General features: G+C 73.2%; 17 protein-coding genes and 1 tRNA gene. 10 read left to right on the top strand and 8 right to left on the bottom strand.

Translation table 11 applies throughout. The features are described 5' to 3' along the window. The first annotated feature begins 5 nt into the window (after nucleotides 1-5). The gene (locus tag ACWCOM_RS06475; protein ID WP_454547919.1) at nucleotides 6-269 is read left to right on the top strand and encodes a hypothetical protein; all 264 of its coding nucleotides are present in this window, start codon (nucleotides 6-8) and stop codon (nucleotides 267-269) included. A gap of 151 nt (nucleotides 270-420) precedes the next feature. Then, nucleotides 421-702, top strand: coding sequence for a hypothetical protein (locus tag ACWCOM_RS06480; protein WP_454547920.1), 282 nt, complete (start codon nucleotides 421-423; stop codon nucleotides 700-702). A gap of 102 nt (nucleotides 703-804) precedes the next feature. Here ACWCOM_RS06480 and ACWCOM_RS06485 read toward each other — a convergent pair. Next, nucleotides 805-877, bottom strand: a tRNA-Lys gene (locus tag ACWCOM_RS06485). 174 nt (nucleotides 878-1,051) lie between these two features. Here ACWCOM_RS06485 and glsA point away from each other — a divergent pair. From glsA to ACWCOM_RS06505, 4 genes are all read left to right on the top strand, one after another. Next, nucleotides 1,052-2,923: a glutaminase A gene (gene glsA / locus ACWCOM_RS06490; protein WP_454547921.1), complete on the top strand. Its 1,872-nt coding sequence runs from the start codon at nucleotides 1,052-1,054 to the stop codon at nucleotides 2,921-2,923. 43 nt (nucleotides 2,924-2,966) lie between these two features. After that, complete coding sequence (locus ACWCOM_RS06495; protein ID WP_454547922.1) at nucleotides 2,967-3,611, top strand: hypothetical protein; 645 nt, start codon at nucleotides 2,967-2,969, stop codon at nucleotides 3,609-3,611. Between the two features lie 280 nt (nucleotides 3,612-3,891). Further along, a complete protein-coding gene (locus ACWCOM_RS06500) occupies nucleotides 3,892-4,506 on the top strand; it encodes a DUF47 domain-containing protein (protein ID WP_454547923.1) in 615 nt (204 codons plus the stop codon). A 6-nt stretch (nucleotides 4,507-4,512) separates the two neighbouring features. Then, nucleotides 4,513-5,526, top strand: coding sequence for an anion permease (locus tag ACWCOM_RS06505; protein ID WP_454547924.1), 1,014 nt, complete (start codon nucleotides 4,513-4,515; stop codon nucleotides 5,524-5,526). A 99-nt stretch (nucleotides 5,527-5,625) separates the two neighbouring features. Here ACWCOM_RS06505 and pstB read toward each other — a convergent pair whose 3' ends face one another. The 4 genes from pstB to pstS form a co-directional block, all read right to left on the bottom strand. Beyond that, nucleotides 5,626-6,405, bottom strand: a complete 780-nt coding sequence (gene pstB, locus ACWCOM_RS06510; RefSeq protein WP_454547925.1) for a phosphate ABC transporter ATP-binding protein PstB — start codon at nucleotides 6,403-6,405, stop codon at nucleotides 5,626-5,628. A gap of 44 nt (nucleotides 6,406-6,449) precedes the next feature. Beyond that, nucleotides 6,450-7,574, bottom strand: a complete 1,125-nt coding sequence (gene pstA / locus ACWCOM_RS06515) for a phosphate ABC transporter permease PstA (RefSeq protein ID WP_454547926.1) — start codon at nucleotides 7,572-7,574, stop codon at nucleotides 6,450-6,452. Then, nucleotides 7,574-8,530 carry a phosphate ABC transporter permease subunit PstC gene (gene pstC / locus ACWCOM_RS06520; RefSeq protein ID WP_454547927.1) on the bottom strand — a complete coding sequence of 319 codons (957 nt, stop codon included), beginning with the start codon at nucleotides 8,528-8,530 and terminating at the stop codon, nucleotides 7,574-7,576. Before pstC ends, pstA begins: the two co-directional genes overlap by 1 nt. A gap of 161 nt (nucleotides 8,531-8,691) precedes the next feature. Next, nucleotides 8,692-9,807: a phosphate ABC transporter substrate-binding protein PstS gene (gene pstS / locus ACWCOM_RS06525; RefSeq protein WP_454547928.1), complete on the bottom strand. Its 1,116-nt coding sequence runs from the start codon at nucleotides 9,805-9,807 to the stop codon at nucleotides 8,692-8,694. A 291-nt stretch (nucleotides 9,808-10,098) separates the two neighbouring features. Between pstS and ACWCOM_RS06530 the strand changes: the two genes are divergently transcribed. After that, a complete protein-coding gene (locus tag ACWCOM_RS06530; RefSeq protein WP_454547929.1) occupies nucleotides 10,099-11,247 on the top strand; it encodes an FUSC family protein in 1,149 nt (382 codons plus the stop codon). 85 nt (nucleotides 11,248-11,332) lie between these two features. On the opposite strand, the gene ACWCOM_RS06535 is transcribed toward ACWCOM_RS06530, so the two are convergent. Together ACWCOM_RS06535 and arsB are read right to left on the bottom strand one after the other, a co-directional pair. Further along, on the bottom strand, nucleotides 11,333-11,758 hold the full coding sequence (locus ACWCOM_RS06535) for an arsenate reductase ArsC (protein WP_454547930.1): 426 nt from the start codon (nucleotides 11,756-11,758) through the stop codon (nucleotides 11,333-11,335). Between the two features lie 33 nt (nucleotides 11,759-11,791). Continuing rightward, nucleotides 11,792-12,886 carry an ACR3 family arsenite efflux transporter gene (gene arsB / locus ACWCOM_RS06540; RefSeq protein ID WP_454547931.1) on the bottom strand — a complete coding sequence of 365 codons (1,095 nt, stop codon included), beginning with the start codon at nucleotides 12,884-12,886 and terminating at the stop codon, nucleotides 11,792-11,794. Between the two features lie 84 nt (nucleotides 12,887-12,970). On the opposite strand from arsB, the gene ACWCOM_RS06545 reads away from it, so the two are divergent. The 3 genes from ACWCOM_RS06545 (at nucleotide 12,971) to disA (ending at nucleotide 16,021) form a co-directional block, all read left to right on the top strand. Further along, nucleotides 12,971-13,369 carry an ArsR/SmtB family transcription factor gene (locus ACWCOM_RS06545; RefSeq protein WP_454547932.1) on the top strand — a complete coding sequence of 133 codons (399 nt, stop codon included), beginning with the start codon at nucleotides 12,971-12,973 and terminating at the stop codon, nucleotides 13,367-13,369. A 140-nt stretch (nucleotides 13,370-13,509) separates the two neighbouring features. After that, nucleotides 13,510-14,937, top strand: coding sequence for a DNA repair protein RadA (radA, locus tag ACWCOM_RS06550; RefSeq protein ID WP_454547933.1), 1,428 nt, complete (start codon nucleotides 13,510-13,512; stop codon nucleotides 14,935-14,937). 7 nt (nucleotides 14,938-14,944) lie between these two features. Then, nucleotides 14,945-16,021 carry a DNA integrity scanning diadenylate cyclase DisA gene (gene disA / locus ACWCOM_RS06555; protein WP_454547934.1) on the top strand — a complete coding sequence of 359 codons (1,077 nt, stop codon included), beginning with the start codon at nucleotides 14,945-14,947 and terminating at the stop codon, nucleotides 16,019-16,021. A gap of 16 nt (nucleotides 16,022-16,037) precedes the next feature. On the opposite strand, the gene ACWCOM_RS06560 is transcribed toward disA, so the two are convergent. Then, nucleotides 16,038-16,772: a hypothetical protein gene (locus ACWCOM_RS06560; protein WP_454547935.1), complete on the bottom strand. Its 735-nt coding sequence runs from the start codon at nucleotides 16,770-16,772 to the stop codon at nucleotides 16,038-16,040. Nucleotides 16,773-16,790 lie beyond the last annotated feature (18 nt).

Here is a 16,790-nt window from a genome sequence, read left to right on the forward strand (position 1 = left end):
CCCGGATGCGCCGGATCATTCCCGCCGCGGCACTGCTCGCCCTCGCGCTGACCGGCTGCGACGACGCGCGGGAGGACGGGCCGGACGCCCCCGCGACACCGCCCGGGACCTCCTCCACGAGCACCTTCAGCCCGCCGCCGCCCGTGACCACCACGCCCGTGCCCGAGAGCGCCTCGGGCGACGCGCAGGTCGGCTCCGGGGCGCCGGCCCCGGACCAGCCGGGCCCCGAGTCGGTGCCCACGCCCTCCGAGCAGCTCGACGGGCGGTAGCGGGCGTCCCGCGCACGCACGACGAAGGTCCAGTCCGGGCCGACGGACGTCCAGTCCTCGCCCAGCGGCGCGACACACGCCGCCCGGTCGCCGGAAACGGCTCCCACATGCAGGAACATGGGATCACCCCTCTTCCCTGGAAGGCACCCCCATGCACGAGAACACGGCTCTCGTCCCCCGTCCCGCCTGGGCCACCGCTCAGGAGGTGACCGACCCCGAGACGGTCACCAACTCGCGGGAGCTGCCGGCCCGCTCCCTCGCCGGCCCCTCGCCGGTGGCCCTGCTGGAGACGTGGGAGGTCGTCACCACCCCGGACGGCTCCTACGCCCATCCGGACGGCGTGGTGCTGCACATCGGCCACGAGGCCTGGACCGTGGCGCAGGCCAGGCTCCTGCGGGACCGGATCGACGAGGCGCTGCGCCTGCTCGACTAGGCACGCCCCGCACCGGCCCCGCGGACGCCGCCGCACCGTCCCCGGCCCACGGAGTGCGGAAGGGCCCCCTTCCCGGACGGGAAGGGGGCCCTTTCGGACGGGTGGGCCCCGTGGGGCTCGAACCCACGACCCATGGATTAAAAGTCCACTGCTCTACCAACTGAGCTAGAGGCCCGCTGCCGGTCGGCGGGCACGGGGCGCGGCCGGTCCGGAGCGGGCACCACTCTACCGCACGGTCCCCCGGGCGCCCGGGACGCCGCCCGCCCGGGCGGGGCCGACGAGCACCCGGGCGCGTCCGCCTAGAGTGGTCGTGACGACCGTGCACACCGACCCGACCGGAGGACCGCCCGTGCCGCAGCCGAGCACCGAGGAAGAAGAGCGCGTCGAGACGGGACTCTTCGGCCCCTCGGCCGTCACCGCGTACCTCGAGCACGTGGTGGAGCAGCTGCGGGACGAGCGCGGCGGGGCCCCCAGCTCCTCCATCCCGGCCCTCGCGGGGGCGGACCCGGAGCGCTTCGGCATCGTCATCGCCACGGCGGACGGCCACGTCTACGAGGCGGGCAGCACGCGGGACGAGTTCAGCCTCCAGTCGATCTCCAAGGCCTTCACCTACGCCCTCGCCCTGCAGGACCTCGGGGCGGAGGCCGTGCACGCGAAGATGGACGTGGAGCCCAGCGGGGACGCCTACAACGAGATCTCGCTCCAGCCCGGCAGCGGGCGCCCGGCCAACCCCATGATCAACGCCGGGGCGATCGCCTCGACGTGGCTGGTCCCGGACAGCGACCGCGACCTGCGCCGGGACCGGATCCGGGAGGCCTACTCCCGCTGCGCCGGCCGGGACCTGGCCATCAGCCCCGAGGTCCTCGCCCAGGAGCACGACGCCGGGGACCGCAACCGGGCCCTGGGCTACCTGCTGGCCTCCGCGGGGATCATCGAGGGGGACCCCACCCAGGCGCTCGAGGACTACTTCGCCCAGTGCTCCGTGCTGGTCACCTGCCGCGACCTCGCCCTGATGGGCGCGACCCTGGCCAACGCGGGCACCAACCCGCTCACCGGCGAGGAGGTCTTCGACGCCGGGACCGTCTCCCGGGTCCTGTCCGTCATGAGCTCCTGCGGGATGTACGACGACGCCGGCGAGTGGATGGTGCGGGTGGGCCTGCCCGCGAAGTCCGGGGTGGGCGGGGGCATCATCGCCGTGCTGCCGGGCGAGCTGGCGGTGGCGACCTTCTCTCCCGCCCTGGACCGGCACGGCAACAGCGTGCGCGGGGTGCTCGCGTGCGAGCGGCTCTCCCAGGACCTGGACCTGCACTTCACGCACACCGCCCGGGTGGCCCGCTCCACGGTGCGCGCCAGCTACCCGATCGACCAGTCCCCGTCCCTGGTGCGGCGCAACGCGGAGGCCGAGGCCGTGCTGGCCGAGCACGGGACGGACGCCGTCGTCGTGGAGCTGCAGGGCGACCTGCTGTTCACGGGCACGGAGACGGCGATCCGCACGGTCCGCGACGTCGCCTACGACGCCTCCTACGTGGTGGTGGACCTGCGCCGGGTGGACGTCATCGCCGACTACGCGATGCCGATGCTGGCCCGGACCCGGCAGGAGCTGCACGCGGCCGGGCGCACGGTGGTGGTCGTCGCCGGCAACCCCGACTTCGGCCGCTCCTTCCGGGGGGATCCGCCGCTGGAGGTCTTCCCGAGCCGTGCCGCGGCCATCAAGTGGGTCGAGGACGCGCTGCTCGAGGAGCACGGCGGACCCGAGTGCACCCCGTCCCGGGTCCGGCCCGTCGAGTCGGAGCTGTTCTCCCGGCTGGAGCCGGCGGACGCCCGCGCGCTGCGGGCCCGCACCGTGGAGCGCACGTGGGCGGCCGGGGAGAACATCCTGCGCTCCGGCCAGAACTTCGCCGGCATCCACCTCATCGTGACCGGGGACGTGTCGATGTCCCTGCGCACGCCGTCCGGGGAGCGCGTGGAGCTGCAGGTGCTGGGCCCCGGCATGAGCTTCGGCGAGCTGGCCCTGGGCACCGGGGACAAGCAGCACACCACCCTCAGCGCCATCACGGACGTCACGGCCCGGGTCCTGTCCCCGCAGACGCTGGCGGAGCTCGAGCAGGAGGACCCGGCGCTGGGGCTGCGGCTGTGGCGGGCGCTGGCCCGGGACGGCTTCGAGCGGGCGGACCAGCAGTGGCGGGACGCGGCGGTGCACGCCTCGGCCAGCGACTGGTGAGCACGCCGTGGCCCGGCGGGAACCGCGGCCGTACCCTGGACGCATGAGCGACGTCCCCCGCCACCACAAGCCGGTGAAGTTCTCCCCCGAGAAGTTCGACGCCCACGAGGGCGGCCCGGACCCGGCCCGCGTCTCGGAGGCGGCGCACCTCGCCGCCCACGCCCTGGTCTCCCGGGGGCGGGCCAGCGACGACCCGGAGGTCAGCCGCCGGCTCATCGAGCTCACCGACGAGCAGGGCCTGGAGGGCATCGCCGAGATGTGGGCGGAGGCCCCGGCGGTCTCGTTGCCCGGCGCGCTCTGGCGGCTCTACGCGCTGCGCGCCGGGGTGCGGAAGGACCCCGTGCGGATGGGCCGGTACTTCGCCGCCGGCCGGGGCACCGCGCAGGTCTCCCACGTGGTCGCCGGCGTGGCGGAGCCCCCGGGGGCCGAGGAGATCACCACGATGGCGGACGCCATCCTGTCCGGGGCGTTCAACGGCGCGTTCGACGTCGCCCTCGACCGGTTCGCGGCCTTCTGCCGCGTGATCGCCCTGGGACGGATCCGGCTCGCCGACACGGGCCAGCTGCCGGTCGTGGACCCGCACGCGCCCCGGGGACCGAGCACCGTGGCCCTGACCCAGCGCCTCGAGCGCACCGCGGAGGAGCTCGAGGCCTCGGCCAACGCCTGGCGCCGGGGGCACCTCGACTGAGACCGCGGCCACCGCCGGCCGTGCGGGAGGCCACAGCCTCCGGGCTTGGCCTGCGGGGCACGTGGACTACCATGGACTGCAGGTGCCGGGCCGCGGCAGCCCCGGGCTCCATCTCATAGCCGCCACGAGCGGCCTTCCGCCGAGAGGCGCTCCCGGTCCGGCACCGCCCCCTTCCTCCTCCGCCGCCGTCCGCGGACCCGCGGAACCTCCGACTGTGCCGTGTACAGTGGAGCCCGCCGTGCTCCGCGGCGCCGGCCCCGACGCCCAGGACGGTCACCAGATGGCGCTTCGCATCTTCCCGGAGGACGAGCTGGTCCTGGACCTGCTGGCCGACATGTCGGGACAGGTGACGGCGTCCGTCCGCCTTCTCTCGGAGCTGATCGGGTCCCCCGAGGTGGACGCCGCGACCCTCGACGGCATCCGGGAGTGCGAGGCCCGCTCCACCGACCTCTACTTCTCCGTGATGACCACGGTGCGCTCCACGTTCGTGATCCCCGTCCCCCGGCAGGACGTCTACGTGCTGGGGCACTGGCTCAACAAGGCCGCCGAGGAGCTCCTGGCCGTGGCCGAGGCGCACGTCGTCCACGGCCTCACCCGGCCCCCCTCGTACGCCACCGACCAGCTCGGGGTGATCGTGCGCATGTCCGAGCTGACCACCCGCGCCATGCGGGACCTCGCCGGGCTGCAGGGCCTCGACGACTACTGGTACGAGATGCTGCGCCTCGGCAAGCAGGCCGAGCGGATCCACCAGCTGCACATGGCCCACCTGCTGGAGCACCACAAGGCGGTCCCGGCCCTGCGCCGGCAGCAGGCCGCCCAGCGCTTCGTGGAGGCGGCCCGGGCGCTGGTGCGCGTGTCCACCGAGGTGGGCCGCATCGTCGTGGCGGAGTCCTGAGCCGCGGTGCTGGTGCTGCTCACGGTCCTCGGGCTGCTCCTCGCCACCGTGCACGTGGTGGTCAACGGCTTCCACGACGCCCCCAACGCCCTCGCCCTGCCGGTCCGGTCCCGGGCGCTGGCCCCGAAGGTCGGGCTGGTGCTCAGCGCCCTGGTGAACACGGCCGGGGTCTTCGCCGCCGGCTGGCTGCTGACCGACTGGATCTTCCCGGCCACCCCCGTGCCGCTGGACGCGGTGGGCTCGGCGGCGCTGGTGTGCGCCCTGGCGACCACCATCGCCTGGAACGTGCTCACGTGGTGGCTGGGCATGCCGTCCTCCTCCACGACCGCCCTGCTGGGCGGGCTGCTCGGGGCGATGCTGGGGGCCCGTGCCGTGGACCTGACCGACCAGGACCCCCTGACCGCGGCGACGCTGTCCCAGCTGGCCGTCCCGCTCCTGGTGGCCCCGCTGCTGGCCTACGGGCTGGCCTGGGCGCTGGTGGTCCCGCTGCTGCACCTGCTGCGCCACTCCGAGCCCTCGACCACCACCTTCCGCTCCCAGGTCGTCCAGGCCACCGGAGCCGCGGCCATCTCCTTCGGCCACGGCCTCACCCACGGGCGGCGGGCCGTCTGGGTGTTCACCACCCTGATGCTGTGCGCGGACCTGCCGGTCTCGGTCCGGGCCGCCGAGCCGTGGATCCTGGTCCTCGTCGCCGCGGGGCTGGGTGCGGGCACCCTGTTCGGGGCCTGGCGGATCGCCTACACGCTGTCCTCCCGGATGATCACGATCGACCCCTTCCGCGGCGCCGTGGCGCAGGGCGTGGCCGGCTCCCTGCTCTTCCTGGGCGGGACGCTCATCCCGGTGGCGATGTCGACCTCCCAGACGACCGCCGCGGCGATCCTCGGGGCCGGACGGCAGCAGCGCTTCCACACGGTCAACGCCCGCGTGGTGCGGCGGGTGGTCCTCGTGTGGGCCGTGACCGTCCCGGTGTGCGGGGCCGTCTCGGGCACGCTGCTGCTGGCGCTCTCCCCCCTGCTCTAGCGCGCCGGCGCCCGGGCGGGCACCCGCGTCCGCCCGGCGCGGACGACGACGGGCGCCGCCCCGGGTGGGGTCGGCGCCCGTCGTCGTCGGCGCGGCGGCTCAGCCGAAGCGGCCGGAGACGTAGTCCTCGGTCTGCTGCTGCTTCGGGTTGGAGAAGATCTCCGAGGTCGGGCCGTACTCGATGAGCTTGCCCGGCTTGCCCGTGCCCTGGATGTTGAAGAACGCCGTCCGGTCCGAGATGCGGGAGGCCTGCTGCATGTTGTGGGTCACGATCACCACGGTGTAGTCCTGCTTGAGCTCGTTGATCAGGTCCTCGATCGCCAGGGTGGAGATCGGGTCCAGCGCCGACGCGGGCTCGTCCATGAGAATCACCTCCGGCTTCACCGCGATCGCCCGGGCGATGCACAGGCGCTGCTGCTGCCCGCCGGAGAGGCCCGAGCCCGGCTTGTCCAGGCGGTCCTTGACCTCGTTCCACAGGTTCGCGCCCTGCAGCGAGCTCTCCACGAGGGCGTCCGCGTCCGACCGGGAGATGCGCTTGCTGTTGAGCTTCACGCCGGCGAGCACGTTGTCCCGGATGGACATGGTGGGGAACGGGTTCGGGCGCTGGAACACCATGCCGATCATGGACCGCACCACGACCGGGTCCACGCCCGGGCCGTAGAGGTCCTCCCCGTCCAGGAGGACCTGCCCCTCGGCACGGGCGCCCGGAATGACCTCGTGCATGCGGTTGAGGGTGCGGAGGAAGGTCGACTTGCCGCATCCGGACGGACCGATGAACGCGGTCACCGAGCGGGCGTCGATGCCCATGTTGACTTCCTCGACGGCGCGGAAGTCGCCGTAGTAGACGTTCAGGTCGTGGACGTCGATTCGCTTGGACATGCTGGTTCCTTGCTGCTTTCTCGAGGGTGAGGCGTGCGGTGTGGTCAGCGACCGGTCATCTTGGGCGCGAAGGCGCGCGCGACGACACGGGCGACCAGGTTGAGCAGCATCACGATGACGATGAGGATCAGTGCCGCAGCCCACGCGCGCTGCAGGGACGGGTCCGGGTTCGTGGGCGACGTGGGCGTCAGGATCTGGTAGTAGATGTAGGTCGGCAGGGTGGTCATCCAGCCGGAGAACGAGCTCCAGTTGATGGAGGTCGCGAAGCCGGCGGTCACGAGCAGGGGCGCCGTCTCCCCGATCACGCGGGCGATCGCCAGCGTCACGCCGGAGGCGATGCCCGAGATCGCGGTGGGGATGACGACCTTGGTGATCGTCCGCCACTTGCGCACGCCCAGCGCGTAGGACGCCTCGCGCAGCTCGTTCGGGACGATCTTCAGCATCTCCTCGGTGTTCTTCACCACCGTGGGGATCATCAGCACCGTCAGGGCGACGGCCGCGACGAACCCGAAGCGGGTGGACGGGCCGAAGATCAGACCGAAGAGGGCCGCCGCGAACAGGCCGGCGACGATCGACGGGATGCCGGTCATGACGTCGACGAAGAAGGTGATGGCGCGCCCGAGCCAGGCGCCCTTCGAGTACTCCACGAGGTAGATCGCCGTGAGCAGCCCGATCGGCACGGACATGAGGGTGGCCCAGAACGTGATCGACACGGTGCCGACGATCGCGTGGTAGGCCCCGCCGAGCACCGGGGTCTCCCCGGCGGCCGCGGCGTTGTCGGTGGCGCCGGTGACGCCGTTCATCGAGGTCAGCAGCAGGTTGGAGTTCAGCCCCGGCAGGCCGTTGGCCAGCACCGTCCAGATCACCGAGATCAGCGGCACGACCGCGAGCACGAAGGCGGCGTAGACGAGGTAGGTCACCAGGGAGTCGGCGCCCTTCCGGGGGCCCTCGACCACGGTCACGGCGAGCGCCGCGGCCAGCAGGAAGAGCACGGCGGCGAACACGGCCCAGAGGGCCACGTTGAAGCCGACGAGCGCGGCGAGCGCGGCGCCGACGACGATCGACGCGGCACCGATCGCGGGCACCAGCCACTTCGGACGCTGGTTGCGCGTCAGGCGGGGCGCGCGGCCGCCGGACGTCGGCGAGGAGGCGTGAGCGGTGTTCAGCATCAGTTGGCTCCCGAGAATTCCTTGTAGCGGGCGATGATGGCACGGGCGATCATGTTCACGACCAGGGTGATGAGGAACAGGACCAGGCCCGCGGCGATCAGCTCGGAGAGCCGCAGCCCGTAGGCCTCCGGGAAGTTGAGGGCGATCTCCGCCGCGATGGTCTGGTTGCCGGACTGGATCAGGGAGGCCATCAGCGGTCCGCTGGAGAGCACCAGGGCCACCGCCATGGTCTCGCCGAGCGCTCGCCCGAGGGCCAGCATCACCGAGGAGATGATCCCGGGGCGGGCGAAGGGCAGCACCGTCATCCGGATCATCTCCCACCGGGTGGCGCCGAGGGCCAGCGCCGCCTCCTCGTGGAGCTTGGGGGTCTGGATGAAGATCTCCCGGGACATCGCCGTGATGATCGGCAGGACCATGATGGCCAGCACGATCCCGGCCGTCAGCATGGTCTTCCCCGTCTGGGAGGCCGGCCCGGCGAAGATCGGGATGAAGCCGAGGTGCTGCGCGGCCCAGCCGTAGAACGGCACGAGCGAGGAGGCCAAGACCGTGGTGCCCCAGGCGCCGTAGACGACCGAGGGGATGGCCGCCAGGAGGTCGATGACGTAGCCCACCGGCTTGGCGATCCGCGCCGGCGCGTAGTGCGAGATGTACAGGGCCACCAGCACACCCAGGGGGGTCGCGATGACCAGGGCGATGATCGCGGCGATGATCGTGCCGATGACCAGGGGCCAGATGTAGGAGAAGAAGCCGGCCCCGCCGGAGATCTCGTCCGCGGGCGCCTGGAACGTGGGCAGCGCCTGCAGGAAGAGGAACAGCGCGACGGCGGCCAGCACCGCGAGGATCAGCACGCCGGCGCCGAGGCTCAGCCCGGAGAATACGGAGTCGCCCCTCCGGCCGCCGGCGGCCTGCCTGCGGCTGCCGGCGTCGGTTTCCTGGGTGGTGACGGTGGTGGACATGTCGGGTGCCCCCTTCGATTGCCTGACACGGATCGCGCCGGGGCCGGACCGTGCCCCCTGCGCTTGGGTCCGGTGGGGCACCTCGCTCCCGAGATGCCCCACACACAAATGTCCCGTTCGGGGCGGGTCGGCCCGCCCCGAACGGGATCAAGTGGGCGGAATCAGCCCGCTGCCGTGATGTTGCCCAGGGCCTCCTGCGCCTGGGTGCGCAGGTTCTCGGACATCGGGGCGGATCCGGCCGCCTCGGCGGCCGCCTGCTGGCCCTCCTCGCTCACCACGTACTCGCCGAAGGCCTTGGCCAGGTCGGCGGTCTCCTGGGAATCGTACTGGCTGCAGAACAGGTGGTAGGACACGAGCACGATCGGGTACGCCCCGGACTCGGTGGTGTCGCGCTCGAGGTCCATCGCCATGTCGTACTCGGCGCGACCCTCGACCGGAGTGGAGGACTCCACGGCCGCGGAGGCGGCCTCCGGGGAGTACTGCACGTTCTCCTCGCCCACGCCCACGGCCACGGTGCCGAGGTCGCCGATCGCGGAGGCGTCGGCGTAGGTGATGGCGCCCTCGGTGGAGCTGGTCGAGGAGACGACCCCGGCGGTGCCCTTGTTGTTCTCCGAGGCCCACTGGGCGGGCCAGTTGCCGGAGACCTCCTCGGTCCACACCTCGGGGGCGGCGGCGGCCAGGTACTCCTGGAAGTTCTCGGTGGTGCCGGACTCGTCGTTGCGGTGCACCACGGTGATCCGGGTGTCGGGCAGGTCCGCGTCGGGGTTCTGCTCGGCGATGGCCGGGTCGTTCCACTCGGTGATCTCGCCGGTGAAGACCTGCGCGATGGTCTCCGCGTCCATGTTGACGGTCTCGACGCCGGGCAGGTTGAAGGCCACGGCGATCGGGGAGATGTAGGCGGGGACGTGGAAGCCGCCGTCGGGCCCGCAGACCTCCTTGGACGCCTCGTACTCCTCCTCGTCGAGGTAGGCGTCGGTCCCGGCGAAGTCCGCGCCGCCGGCGGTGAAGGCCTCGCGCCCCGCCCCGGAGCCGTCCGGGGAGTACTGCACCTGGGCCTCGGCGTTGGCGCCCTGGAAGCCGTTCTGCCACGCGGTCATGGCCGCCTGCTGCGAGGACGCCCCGATGCCGGTCAGCGTGCCCGTGACACCGGATCCTCCCGTGGCGGCGGACTCCCCGGAGGAGCTCTCCCCCGTGGCGTTGTCGGACCCGCACGCGGTCAGCGCGAGCGCGCCGAGGGTGAGGACGGCGGCGGAACGGCCGAGCTGGAATGCCTTCACTGAGTTGCCCCTTCAGAATCACGGTCTTGGCCCGGCGAGGGGCCTGGTGCTACGGACGGCGGGCATGGAGCCGCGTCCGGTGAGGAGTGAGGTTCGCGAGTTCGCTCCGGCGCCCCCACACAGGGAGACGCTAGGAATCGCACCTGACCAGATTGCCCCGGGAAAGTGAACGGAGGGTGAACAGTGCCGGGTTCCCCGGTCGCGGGTCGGCAAGATCACATCCGGGCCGGCACCTGCCGCCGGTCCGCCGTGCCGCGGGGCCGCCCCGGCCCGCTCCCCTAGGATGGGCCCATGCAGCCAGGCGACCGTGCGCGAGCCGCGGCCCGTGCGGTGCGCAGCCGCACCCGGGTCGGCCTGACGCGGGTGCGCACGGGCCTGCTCCAGAGCTTCCAGATCACGGTCGCGAGCGTCGGGGCCTACGTGATCGCCGAGCGGCTCCTGGGCCACTCCGGGCCGATCTTCGCGGCCACCGCCGCCCTCGTGGCCCTGGGCTTCGCCAAGGACGGGCTGCGCTACCGGCGGGTGCTCGAGGTCTCGATCGGCTGCACCCTGGGCATCGCCGTGGGCGACACGCTCATCCATGTCCTGGGCGCCGGGGTGTGGCAGGCCGCGGTGGTGCTCATGACCTCGATCCTGCTCGCCCGCTTCCTGGACAACGGCACGCTGTTCACCACGCAGATGGGCCTGCAGTCGGTGCTCGTAGTCCTGCTCCCGCCCTCCCAGGACGGCGTGTTCGCCCGCTCCACCGACGCCGTCGTGGGCGGGGCGTGCGCCCTGGCCATGGCGTACTTCGTGCCCACGGACCCGCGGCGGCAGCCGCGCCAGGACCTGCGGGCGCTCGTCGACGAGTTCTCCGGGGTGCTGCGGGAGGCCGGCCGCGCCGTCGAGGACTACGACGCCACCGCCGCCTGGCACGCCCTCGTGCGCTCCCGCCAGACCCAGCCGCTCGTGGACTCGGTGACCTCCGGGCTGAGGTCCGCCGTGGAGATCGCCACGGCCTCCCCGCTGTACCGCGGCCGCCGCGCGGAGATCGAGACCATCGGGCGCTCCATCCGCTATCTCGACCTCGCCGTGCGCAACGCCCGGGTGCTCACCCGCCGGCTCGCCTCGGTGCTCAACCACGTGACCCTCTCCGACGAGGCCGTGGCCGCCCTCACCGACGCCCTGGACGACCTCGCGGACGCGGTCACCACCCTGGGCAACGCCCTGGCGGTGGCCGCCCCCGGGTCCCGGGAGAGCTACCTGCGCCAGGCCCGCAACGAGCTGGCGGACGTGGCCGGGCGGCTGCACCCCCGCGAGATGGGGGTGCGCACCATGGAGGGCGAGACCCTGGTGCTGGACATGCGGCCGATGGTCGTGGACCTGCTCGAGGCGGCCGGCATGACCCACGAGGAGGCGCGCGACCAGCTCCCCCGGCTGGATGGCTGGGACCGCGCCTGAGCACCGCCCCACCCGCGCCGACGGCCTCGACGGGGCCGCGGGACGGCTCACGGGCTCCCGGGCGGGACCGGTGGCGGTCCGGCCCTCACGCCCCGTTCCCGGCCGGCAGCAGCTCGGCGATCAGCTGCTCGACGCGGGTCCTGATCTCGTCGCGGATCGGGCGCACGGCCTCCACGCCCCGTCCGGCCGGGTCCTCCAGCGCCCAGTCCTCGTAGCGCTTGCCCGGGTAGAACGGGCAGGCGTCCCCGCAGCCCATGGTGACCACCACGTCCGAGTCCTGCACCGCCCGGTCGGTGAGGATCTTCGGGGTCTGCGCGCTCAGGTCGATGCCCTCCTCGGCCATGGCCGCCACGGCGGCCGGGTTCACCGCGTCGGCCGGGGCGGAGCCGGCCGACCGGACCTCGATCCGGCCGCCGGAGAGGTGCGTCAGGTAGGCGGCGGCCATCTGGGACCGCCCGGCGTTGTGCACGCACACGAACAGGACGGAGGGCTTGGTGCTCTCGGGACTCATCGGGTACTCCTCGGGGGTCACGGGGTCACAGGGTCAGCGGACGGGGACGGTGCGGTCGCCGGGGAAGAGCGTCCCCCCGGCCCGCAGGCAGACGTGGACCAGGGCCACCAGCACGGGCACCTCGATGAGCGGCCCGACCACGCCGGCCAGGGCCTGCCCGGAGGTCACCCCGAAGGTGCCGACGGCCACGGCGATGGCCAGCTCGAAGTTGTTGCCGGCGGCGGTGAGGGCCACGGTGGTGGACCGGGCGTAGTCCAGCCCCAGGGCGCGGGCGGCGAGCAGGCCGACGCCGAACATGAGGGAGAAGTACACCAGCAGCGGCCACGCGATGCGCACCACGTCCCCGGGGTGGGAGGTGATCGCGTCCCCCTGCAGGGCGAAGAGCAGCACGACGGTGAACAGCAGCCCGTACAGGGCCCACGGACCGAGCCGGGGCAGGAGCGTGCCCTCGTACCAGTCCCGGCCCTTGGCCCTCTCGCCCAGGGTGCGGGTGAGGAACCCGGCGGCCAGCGGGACGCCCAGGAACACCAGGACGCTCAGCACGATCGACCACAGGGAGAACTCGGCACTGGTGGTGGGCAGGCCCAGCCATCCGGGCAGGACCTGGAGGTAGAACCAGCCCAGGGCGCCGAAGGCGATCACCTGGAAGACGGAGTTGACCGCGACCAGCACCGCCGCCGCCTCCCGGTCCCCGCAGGCCAGGTCGTTCCAGATCAGCACCATCGCGATGCACCGGGCCAGCCCCACGATGATCAGACCGGTGCGGTACTCCGGCAGGTCGGGGAGGAAGATCCAGGCCAGGGCGAACATCAGCGCCGGTCCCACGACCCAGTTCAGCACCAGCGACGCCCCCATCAGCCGCGGGTCCCCGGCCACACGGCGGGTCTCGTCGTAGCGGACCCGGGCGAGCACCGGGTACATCATCACCAGCAGCCCGATCGCGATGGGCACGGACACCTCGCCGATCCGCACCGCGTCCAGGGCGGTGTCCAGGCCCGGCACGAACCGGCCGAGCAGCAGGCCGGCGACCATGGCGGCGACGATCCAGGCGGGCAGCCAGCGGTCGAGGAAGGACAGGTCCTGCAGCACCCCCCGGGAGGTGGCGGGGGCAGGGGCGGGGGCGCTCATGGGCGGGCTGGGTCCTTCGTGTCGACGGCGGTCCACCGGACACCCTAGGGATCACATCGATGAACGTCAATGTAGGATGAGGGGATGACGTCCGCCCCGGAGCTCCGGTCCGCCGCCGCCGAGCAGTGCGCCCCCCGCGCGACGGGCTCGGAGTGCTGCTCGCTCTCCGGCGGGCCCATGACCGCCGACGAGGCCCGGCGGATCGCCGGCCGGCTCAAGGCCCTGTCCGATCCCACGCGCCTGCGGCTGCTCTCGCACGTGGCGGCCCAGGGCTGCGGCCCGGTCTGCGTGTGCGACCTGACCGCGGTGGTGGACATCGGCCAGCCCACGGTGAGTCACCACATGAAGAGGCTCGTCGACGCCGGACTGGTCACCCGCCAGCAGCGCGGCAAGTGGGCCCACTACTCCGTGGTGCCCGAGGCCTTCGCCGAGCTCCGCTCCTTCCTCGACCTGGGCCGGGCCGGCGCCTCGACGGCCCGCTGACGCCGCCCGCCGCGCCCGGGCGCCGAGGCCGTCCACCGTGCACCTCCGCCCCGCACGTCCGGCGGTGCCGTGGGGTCGGGCCGTCCACCGGCGCCGAGGGGGGGCTTAGGCCGTCCGCCGCGGTCGCTAGCCTGGACGCCATGAGCACCCGCACCCGCCGCAACTCCCCCGCCTACCGCTGCACCGAGTGCGGCTGGAGCACGGCCAAGTGGGTGGGCCGGTGCGGGGAGTGCCAGGCGTGGGGCACGGTCGAGGAGATCGGCGAGCACAAGGCCCGGACGACGGCGGCGCGCTCCATCGCCGAGCCCGCCCGGCCCATCGCCCAGGTCGACGCCACCGTCGCGACCTCCGCGCCCACCGGCGTTCCCGAGCTGGACCGGGTCCTCGGCGGCGGCCTCGTGCCCGGGGCGGTCGTCCTGATGGCCGGGGAGCCGGGGGTCGGGAAGTCGACCCTGCTGCTCGACGTCGCCGCCCGCTTCGCGGAGGGCGCCGGCGCGGGGACCCGCGACGTCCTCTACGTCACCGGGGAGGAGTCGGCCGCGCAGGTGAAGCTGCGCGCGGACCGGATCGGCGCCGTCGCCCCCACCCTCTACCTCACCGCGGAGACCGATCTCGCCACCGCCCTGGGGCACATCGAGACGATCTCGCCCCGCCTGCTCGTGGTCGACTCCGTGCAGACGCTGGCCAGCGCCGAGGTCGAGGGGTCCGCCGGCGGGGTCACGCAGGTGCGCGAGGTCGCGGCCTCCCTCATCGCCGCGGCCAAGAAGCGGAACATGACCACCCTGCTCGTCGGCCACGTGACCAAGGACGGCTCCATCGCCGGGCCGCGGCTGCTGGAGCACCTCGTGGACGTGGTGTGCCAGTTCGAGGGCGAGAAGCACTCCCGGATCCGGCTGCTGCGGGCGGTGAAGAACCGCTACGGGCCCACCGACGAGGTCGGCTGCTTCGACCTCACCGAGACCGGCATCACGAGCGTGGAGGACCCCTCGGGTCTGTTCGTCTCCCGCACGGCCATGCCGGTCTCCGGGACGTGCCTGACCGTCACGCTCGAGGGCCGCCGGCCCCTCCTCGCCGAGGTGCAGGCGCTGCTGGACCGCTCCGCCACCGCGCAGCCCCGGCGCGCCACGGCCGGCCTGGACTCCTCCCGGGTGGCGATGCTGCTCGCCGTGCTGCAGCGCCGGGCGGGGGTCAACCTGGCCGGGCTGGACTGCTACGTCTCCACGGTCGGCGGGGTGAAGCTCGCCGAGCCCTCCACCGACCTCGCCGTGGCCATGGCCCTGGCGTCCGCCGCGCAGGACCGCCCCCTCCCCCAGCGGCTCGTGTGCTTCGGGGAGGTCGGCCTCGCCGGCGAGGTGCGCCCGGTCCCGGGCATCGGCCGCCGCATCCAGGAGGTGGCCCGGCTCGGCTTCACCCACGCGGTGGTGCCGGCCAGCTCCACCGGCCCGGGCGCGGTCCCGGCGGGCTTCACCGTGCGTGAGGTGACCACGATCACCGAGGCCATGGAGCTGCTCTTCCCCCGGTCGGGCGCCGGCTCCGGGCAGAAGCGGCAGACCGCCGCGGCCGTATGATGTGACGGTGGCGAAGACCCCTGAGAACGCACTGCGCAAGACGCTGGCCCGCATCGCGCCGGGCACCGAGCTGCGCACCGGTCTCGAACGGATCCTGCGCGGGCGCACCGGCGGACTGCTGGTGCTGGGCTTCGACCGGTCCGTGGAGGCGATCTGCTCCGGGGGCTTCGACATCGACACCGACTTCTCCGCGCCCAAGCTGCGGGAACTGGCCAAGATGGACGGCGCCATCGTGTGCGACCGGGACGCCACCCGCATCCTCAAGGCCGGGGTGCAGCTGGTGCCGGACGCCTCGATCGGCACCACCGAGTCCGGCACCCGGCACCGTTCGGCGGAGCGCACCGCCAAGGAGACCGGGGTCCCGGTGATCTCGGTGAGCCAGTCGATGAGCGTCATCACGATCTACGTGGGCGAGACCCGCTACGCGATCGAGGGCTCCCAGTCGATCATGGCCCGCGCCAACCAGGCGCTGCAGACGCTGGAGCACTACAGCAACCGCATGGAGCAGGTCCTCGGCAACCTCTCCTCGCTGGAGATCGAGGCGTCCGTGACCGTGCGGGACGTGGCGCTGACCCTGCAGCGCATGGAGATGGTGCGGCGGATCTCCTCCGAGATCGGCTGGTACGTCCTCGAGCTGGGCGTGGACGGCCGGCTCATCGCCCTGCAGCTCGAGGAGCTGACCGCGGGCACGGGCCCGGGGCCCGACGTCGTGCTGCGGGACTACCTGCCGGACGGCACTCCCGCGGAGGACATCGACCAGGGGCTGGAGCGGCTCGCGGAGCTCACCCCCGCGGAGCTCATCGACCTCCAGCGGATCGCGGTGTCGGTGGGGCTGATCGAGCCGCAGGGCAGCCTCGAGACGGACCTGCACCCGCACGGCTACCGGCTGCTGGAGGGCATCAAGTCCATGCCCCGGGCGGTGGCCAACCGCCTGGTGCGCCAGTTCGACGGGCTGCAGTCCCTCATGGCCGCCAACCTCGAGGACCTCAAGGCGGTGGAGGGCATCGGCGAGCAGCGCGCCCGCACGGTCCGCGAGTCGCTCTCGCGGATGGCCGAGACCAGCCTGCTCGAACGCTTCATGTGAGCGCGGCGCGGACCGCTCACTCCAGGACGAACGCCGCGGGCTCGCTCGTGCGCTCCCCGAGGGAGACCACCAGGCGGTAGTAGCCGGCCTGCGCCGCTCCCCCCGCCTCCGTGCAGCCCTCGGCGGTGCGCCGGAGGTTCCACGTCAGCCGGGCGCTCTCCTCCTGCCCCGGCTCGAGGGTGCGCTCCTCGTCCGCGGAGCCGGCCTGGCAGTGCCGGCTGTCGAAGACGGTGTCCGCCCCCGAGCCGACCTCGTAGACCATCTGCGAGGTGCCGGCGTTGACCGTGCAGGGATCGTCCCCCGTGTTCTCCAGGGTGAGCACCAGCACGGGCTCCTCCCCCTCGGGATAGCTCTCCCGGTCCGTGGACGCCCGCACGGCCAGGTCGGTCCCGCACTCCTCGGCCGGTCCCTCCGTGGCGGTCGCCGACGGGGAGGCGGAGGGGCTCTCGTCGGGCCGCGGCGTGAAGTCGGCGAAGGGCTCCTGGGAGACCGTGGGAGCGGCGGTGGTCGCCGCCGGGGCCGGGGCGGCCTCCGGCTCGCCGGGACCGAGCATGGCCACGACCGCCGAGCCGATCCCCACGGCCACGAGCAGCAGCAGCACGCCCGCCGCGACCGCGGCGACGATCCGCCGGCGCCGGTAGACCTCGGGGCCCACCCGCCGCGCCTCGGAGGTGCGGGGAGCCCGTCCGTCGTCGTCGTGACCGTTCCCCGACCGTCCGTGGGGGGTGCTCCCGGAACCCTTCTGCGCCATGCCACCAAGGCTACAGTG

Source organism: Kocuria sp. KH4 (genome assembly GCF_053711175.1).